This window comes from Micromonospora sp. NPDC050795, from assembly GCF_044456785.1.
In the GTDB taxonomy this organism is placed as follows: Bacteria; Actinomycetota; Actinomycetes; order Mycobacteriales; family Micromonosporaceae; genus Micromonospora.
In genome coordinates this window covers 46,258-52,579 of the sequence record NZ_JBITGE010000041.1, presented here as the reverse complement: position 1 = coordinate 52,579, position 6,322 = coordinate 46,258, and the positions used below count along the sequence as shown (strand labels likewise).

Genomic DNA, 6,322 nt, shown 5'->3' with positions numbered 1-6,322 from the left:
ACACCCCCCGGATCATCCGAACAACAGGGGAAGGAAGTCATACCGGGCCGGGCGACCGAGGGTCCCCGGCTGGGGACGATCAAAAAGGTAACGGGTTACCGGGCGGCAGGGCGGCGGCGGCGGGGCGGGGGGGCGGGGGCGGGGCGGGGGCGGGGCGGGGGCTAGCGGTGGGTTGGTGTGGGGTTTGGTTCTGGTGCTGGTGCACCCTCGTAGAGCGCCACGTACAGCCGGCGCAGCTCGTCGCCCTCGGCGCCGAGGGCGGCGAGGTTGAGGGTGTTGTGTTCGACGCCCAACGACTCCGGCAGGGTGCACACCCGCAGCGGTATCGCGTTCGCGTCGGCGATCCGGCGCGGCACGTCGACCGCCGCCCTGAGGTCCACCACGCCGTCGAGCGGGCTGATCGCGACCGCCGCGCTCCGCAGACCGGTCCGCCGCGGCGGATTCGGCAGGGTACGCGCGATCGTCAGGTACTGGGTGACGGCGGCGAGGGAGTATCCCCGCGACGTGACGCGATCCCGCAGAAGGCGACGCCCGTACAGCGTGATGAGCGGCTTCACCGCGTAGGCCGGCGCCTGTCGCGGATTCGGAGCAAAGAACGGCGACAGCAACAGCAGATGCCGTACGACGTTTCCCGGCACCTGGGCCAGCCAGGCGGCCAGCACGGCGCCGCCGGAGATGCCGACGACGCCGACCTCGTCTCCCAGGGCCGCCGCGACGGCCCACCCCTGCGCGGCGTACGTCGTCAGCTCACCGGCCTCGACCCGGTGGTGGGCCCGCCGGTCGACGGTCCCGTGCCGGGGCGCCCGGGGAACCCAGACGTTGTACCCACTGTCGAAGAACTCCTGGGCCAGCCGTTCGTACTGCTCGGGCGCGAGGGTGTAGCCGTGCAAGAGCAGCACGGCCCGGTCGGTACGGGAACCGTGGCTCAGCAGGCGGCTGCGCGACTCCGGTCGCACCTCCGGGTCGGCCGTCTCGGCGGCGATGATGGCCGCGACGGCACGGGTGGCCGTGTCGAAGTCGAGCGGTCGGGCCGGCGCGACCCGTAGCCCACGGCGGCCTACCGGCCAGAGGTAGAGCCCGGCGACCGCCGCCACGACGAGCCCCAATCCGCCGACGAGTAGCGCGATGATCTCCGGCATGGCCAGATGCTGACAGGGGCCGCGCTCGACGCTGGCTGAGGGGGTGCGCCCGGGTGACCGGGCGCACCCGGTCAGCTATTCCTGGCTGTTCGGCGGCGCGAAGACGACCCGGGAGCGCAACTGCCGGAAGCCGGTCCGCTCCAGCTCCGCCAGCACCGCCACCCGGTGGGAATCGACGTCGGCGATGACCTCGCGGGCACCGCCGACGGCCAGCACCCGGACCGCCTCGGCCAGCAGCTCGGGCCGGACGGCCTCGTCGAGCAGGCCGAGATAGGCGAACAGGGGGTAGCAGGCGTCTCCGGCCGTACCGGCCAGGCCCACCGGCTCACCGGCGTCCACCGCAACGCGCCATTGCCCGGTGTCGTCGCCCAACCAGGCCAGCGGGTCGGTGGCGAGGTCGACGCCGCCGACCGCTCGCGCGATCTCGACGCCAGTCAGCACGTCCGGCTCGGCGATTCTGGCGACCAGGGCGTTGACCTCCGCCACGTCGACCGGCGCACGGAAGTCGTACCGACCGGAGGATGCCGGCAGGGGTGTGCCAGTCCAGGAGCAGCGGAGTCGCTCCCCCCGCTCGACCAGCCCGGCGAGGCGAGCGGCCGCCATGGGTGCCCGCACCACGGCCAGCACCTCGGGCCGACGCCGCCAGTGCGCCGGCAGTGCGGCGTAGTACAGACCGGGACCGCCCAGCGCCTCGTGGGCGGCGCGCAGCAGCTCGGCGCCCACCTCCGGCTCGGCATCCAGGTCGAACCGTTCCAACCACGGGGCACCGACCGCACCCGGGGGGAGGAGCCAGGCGGCACGGCCGACCAACCGCCCGGCGCGCAGCGCGACCCACGTGTTCTCGGGACGGTAGCCGCCACCGGCGATCCCGTCGGCGTACGCGACCTGGCGCAGTTGGGGCAGCGGATCAGGCATGGAGTCGAACAGGTTTTCCTCGCCCGCGACGAGCGGACGGATGACCAGATCAGTCATGGGTTGGTCCTCCGGGAAGCGCGCGCCCCGGATCAGATCCGCGCGGACGCCGGAGCGCGGAGGGGGCGCAGAACATCGGACATTGTTCTGACCTCCTTCCAGCTCGACGGCGTGCCCGACGACCATACGCGGACCGGTCGCCGGCCCGCAACAGATCGTCACAGCGTCGGGTTGGTCTCCGACCCACGCTTGTGGGCACGCTGGTCGTACACGGTGATGCCGGCCAGGATCACGGCCGCGACGGCCGCCACGGCGATCGGCGGGAGCAGCACCATCGGCGGGGCCGCCAGGATCAGCGCCGCCGCGCCGAAGTACAGCGCCCGACACCGTGGCGCGGATCGGTTCTCCTTTTCCAGGACGCTCCGACCGATCAGGAACAGCACCGGGCCGCCGAAGATGATGGCCACCAGAGCCCAGTCGATCGGCGGGTGCGGATCCTCGATGACCTGTCCGAAGCCGACGGCGGTGCAGATGATGCCACCGACGATCAACAGCAGGCTGTAGCTCGCCCACCGCGACAGTTGGATCCCCTCCCCGCTCGGCGTCGAGGCGGAACCGGATCTGACGTGGTAGAAGTAGATCCGCCAAAACGAGACGACCGCCACGAACGCGGCGATGAGGGCGATCGTTCCCTCGGTGGTGAAGCCCGGGAAGCTGACCGCTGCGCCAGCTTCGAGCACCACCTCGGCGAGAGCGATCATGAAGAACTGGTTGTACCGCTCGGCGAGATGCTCCTGCGAGACGGTGACCCCCAGGCTGGTGAGCTGCCGCTTGCCCATGCGGGGCAGGGGGTAGGTGGTGGCGGCACCGACCAACTCGATGGCGAGAGCGAGGGTCCAGAAGATGCCCCGGCCGAGACCACCGCTGATGCCGCCACTGATCCAGAGCACACTGGACGCCAGGTGCCAGGTCAGCACCCGCAGCGAGAACGCCTGACCCGCGTGACCCCGCAGAGCGAACACCAGGAAGAGCGGTCGGCCGACCTGGATGATCACGTAGGTGCAGGCGAATATCACGCCCCGTTGGCCGAATGCCTGTGGCAACGTGACAGCCAGCACCAGCGTGCCGAACATCGTCGCCAACAGGACGGCCTGCAGATCGGGGCGCCGAGGGTCGTAGGTGCTCGCCAGGAGGGCGTTGAGCGACCAGATCATCCACATCGCCGTGAAGAACAGGACGGTCTGGCCGGCCTCGGACAGCAGTGTGTGCCGGACGATGGTGAGGTCGTCGGCGACCCGCCCGGCGAGGCGGGCCAGCGCGAAGACGTAGACGATGTCGAAGAGCAGTTCCAGGACGGTCGCCGAGCGGGGGCTCTTGCTGTCCCCGAGCCCACGGAAGAACTCGGTGCGCGTCAGCACGGACGGCGGGACGGCTCAGCCGGCCAGGGTCGTCGGCACGGGCGCACCAGTGCGGTGACCCCGTTCCGCTGCCATCGTCCCCCAGCCTCCCTCGCCAACCGGCCCCACCTGATCCCTATCTGCGTATTTTATCCATCTCCGCGCTGAGCGGGCTGAAGAACGACGAGTTGTAGCCGGCGAACGTCAGCCGCGGCACGCCGATCGGCAGGATCTGCCGGTAGAGCATGAAATTGCCGGCGTCGTCCTGGAGCCGGGCGTGCAACGCCTCGTCGAAGAACGGCACGTGCTGGCGGAAGCCCGTACCGCAGATCACCAGGTCGGCGGGGAGCACCGTGCCGTCGGCCAGGCGCGCGGCGGGCCGGCCACCCTCGACCAGCAACTCGGTGATCACCTGTTCCCGGTGTACGGCGATGCGGCCGTCGGTGACCCGCTCGAAAAAGCCCTCGGTGGCGAGGGTCAGACCGCCCGGGCCACGCAGATCCGGGCGCCCAGGCGTGGACCCGCCTCGTAGATCATGTAGCCCACGCCGCCGTCGGTGCCGAAGCTCGGTGACGCGACCCGACCGTTGTCGGAGGCGATCGGGCTGTGGAACACCCCGAGATGCACCTCCCGGTCGAAGGCGTTGCCGACCTCGGTGAGGTGCATTCGACCGTCACCGCCGTGGTAGACGACGTACGCGGTGCCGTTGCGGGTGAGCAGATGTGGTGCGGAGATGTCGCTCAGGCCGTCGCCGGCCGGCGAGATCAGCGGCTCCGGCGCGAACTGCCACTGGTCCCAGCCGTTCGGCGACCAACCCCAGAAGATCTTCCGGGTGCCGGGCCGAACGGTGTGCGCTCCCATGTAGAGCATCACGTACTTGTTGGCGAGCCCGGTCACCCGGTGCTCGAAGACCCGGGCGTACGACGTCTCGGTGGTGTTCGGTACGAGCCTGGTGCTCAGGATCGGCGTCTCGTCGCTGAAGGTGATGCCGTCTCGGGACCGGGCCACCCGGGTGGTGGTGTTCTCCCCGTGGAAGTAGAGGAAGAACTCCCTGCTGGAGGCGTTCCAGACGACGTGCGGTGATGAGACGTGGCTGACCGTCGTGGTCGGTAGCGCCCGGTCGACGATGGGGTTGCCGGGGTGCTCGGTGTAGGGGCCCTCCAGCCTGTCGGCGTAGGCGAGGCAGATCCCGCCGGGCGAGTCGTGCGGGGCGTAGTAGAGGTAGTAGCGCCCCTTGGCACCGGTGATCTTGTCGTAGACCCCGCGTACGCAGGGAAAGATCGTTTCTCCGGTGGGGTTGTAGGCCAGTGGGCTGTCGAACGCGTCGCGGACGTAGCGGTAGCTGGGGAAACCGGCCGGCCCGGCCAACGCCGGTGTGCCCTGGAGCAGGGGGCCGACCCCGCCGGCCGCGGAGGCGGCGCCGAGCAGCGCCGCGCCACGCAACAGCCCACGCCGGCTCAGCTCGGTGGGTCGGCCGGAGGGCGGATTCGGGTACGCGTGTGCCATCTTGGTGTCTCCGATCGTGAGGGGACGCTCGTCGATCGCGGAGCGTGGGTGGTGGCGCGGCGGCGACCCGGGAGGCACGGGCGAGAGCGCAGCCGGCGTCACTGTCGGTGAGGTGGCTGCCTGGCGGTGGCCCGGGGTCGTCATCCACGAGTCTGGTCGGGTCCTCAGTCGACCGTCAAGGTGCTAATACGAATTATCGAGCGGCTTTCGTCGGCAGAACTTCTCCGCCCGAGGGTCTTGACGGCGACGCCGGGTGCGCCGCACCATTTCACCTCACCGACGCTAATGCGTATTACCTCGGTAACGATTGGACACGGAACGTGACTGGTTCGCGCAGGCGAGTCACCCAGCACGACATCGCCCGGATGACCGGCGTCAGCCAGGCGACCGTCTCTCTGGTGCTCAACGGCCGCGACGACGGCAACGTCAGGATCGCGCCGGAAACCCGGGAACGGGTCCTGCACGCCATCCGCACCACCGGATACGTCGCCGACCCGGTCGCCCGCCGGCTCGCCGCGCGGCACAACCGCATCCTCGGCGTCTTCACCTACGAGCCGGTCTTCCCGACCGGCACCGGCGACTTCTACCACCCGTTCCTGGTCGGCATCGAGGAGTGCGCCGAACGGCTCGGCTGTGACCTGCTGCTGCTCACCAGCGCGCCGGTGGCGGGCGGCCGGCGGCGGATATTCCACGACGACAACCGCCTCCGCCTGGCCGATGGCTGCGTCCTGCTCGGTCGATCGCTGGACCGCGACGAGCTGACCCGGCTGGTCACCGAGGGTCAACCGTTCGTCTCGGTCGGCCGCCGCGACGACGCGGGCGGGCCCGTGCCGTACGTCGGCGCCGACTACCCGACCGCCACCGCCGCCGTGGTGCGCCGCGCGTTGGCCGCGGGGCACACCGCACTGGCCTACCTGGGCCAGGGCGCGGGCCCCGAGTCGCACGCCGACCGGATGCGCGGCTTCCGGGCCGCGCTCGACGAGGCCGGACGCACGCCACGGCACCTGCCGACCACCGACCACTCCCCCGCCGAACTGCTCGACGCGCTGCTCGCGGCGGGCGTCACGGCGGCGGTGGTCGAGGAGTACGCCGACGGTGTGGCCATCGCCCAAGTCGCCCGCGAACGGGGCCTGGACATCCCGGGCGACCTGTCCATCCTGGCGCTCGGCGACCCGACCCGACCGGCCAGCACCGACATCGACTTCACAGGCTTCCGCATCCCCCGCCGCGAGATGGGGTGGCAGTCGGTCGAGGTGTTGACCGGGCTGCTGGAGGCGGACCCGGAAACCGTGCCGCAGCGGCTGGTGCCCTGCCAGCCCGTCGACGGCGCCACCCTCGCGCCGCCGAAGGTGAACCCGTGAAAGGACA

The 6,322-nt window shown here is 70.8% G+C and carries 6 protein-coding genes; 1 reads left to right on the top strand and 5 read right to left on the bottom strand.

Features of this window, described 5'->3' with window-relative positions; genetic code table 11:
• Positions 1 to 161: 161 nt before the first annotated feature.
• The 5 genes from ACIBEF_RS28050 to ACIBEF_RS28030 all read right to left on the bottom strand — a co-directional run bounded on the left by ACIBEF_RS28050 (position 162) and on the right by ACIBEF_RS28030 (position 4,954).
• A complete protein-coding gene (locus ACIBEF_RS28050) occupies positions 162 to 1,139 on the bottom strand; it encodes an alpha/beta hydrolase (RefSeq protein WP_396796228.1) in 978 nt (325 codons plus the stop codon).
• Positions 1,140 to 1,214: 75 nt separating this feature from the next.
• Positions 1,215 to 2,111, bottom strand: coding sequence for an acetyltransferase (locus ACIBEF_RS28045; RefSeq protein WP_396796226.1), 897 nt, complete (start codon positions 2,109 to 2,111; stop codon positions 1,215 to 1,217).
• Positions 2,112 to 2,269: 158 nt separating this feature from the next.
• Complete coding sequence (locus ACIBEF_RS28040; RefSeq protein ID WP_396796224.1) at positions 2,270 to 3,469, bottom strand: low temperature requirement protein A; 1,200 nt, start codon at positions 3,467 to 3,469, stop codon at positions 2,270 to 2,272.
• A 115-nt stretch (positions 3,470 to 3,584) separates the two neighbouring features.
• Positions 3,585 to 3,860 (bottom strand): hypothetical protein, encoded by a 276-nt coding sequence (locus ACIBEF_RS28035; protein ID WP_396796223.1) that lies wholly within the window; start codon positions 3,858 to 3,860, stop codon positions 3,585 to 3,587.
• A gap of 65 nt (positions 3,861 to 3,925) precedes the next feature.
• The gene (locus ACIBEF_RS28030) at positions 3,926 to 4,954 is read right to left on the bottom strand and encodes a hypothetical protein (protein WP_396796221.1); all 1,029 of its coding nucleotides are present in this window, start codon (positions 4,952 to 4,954) and stop codon (positions 3,926 to 3,928) included.
• A gap of 320 nt (positions 4,955 to 5,274) precedes the next feature.
• Between ACIBEF_RS28030 and ACIBEF_RS28025 the strand changes: the two genes are divergently transcribed.
• Positions 5,275 to 6,315 (top strand): LacI family DNA-binding transcriptional regulator, encoded by a 1,041-nt coding sequence (locus ACIBEF_RS28025; RefSeq protein WP_396796219.1) that lies wholly within the window; start codon positions 5,275 to 5,277, stop codon positions 6,313 to 6,315.
• Positions 6,316 to 6,322: the final 7 nt, after the last annotated feature.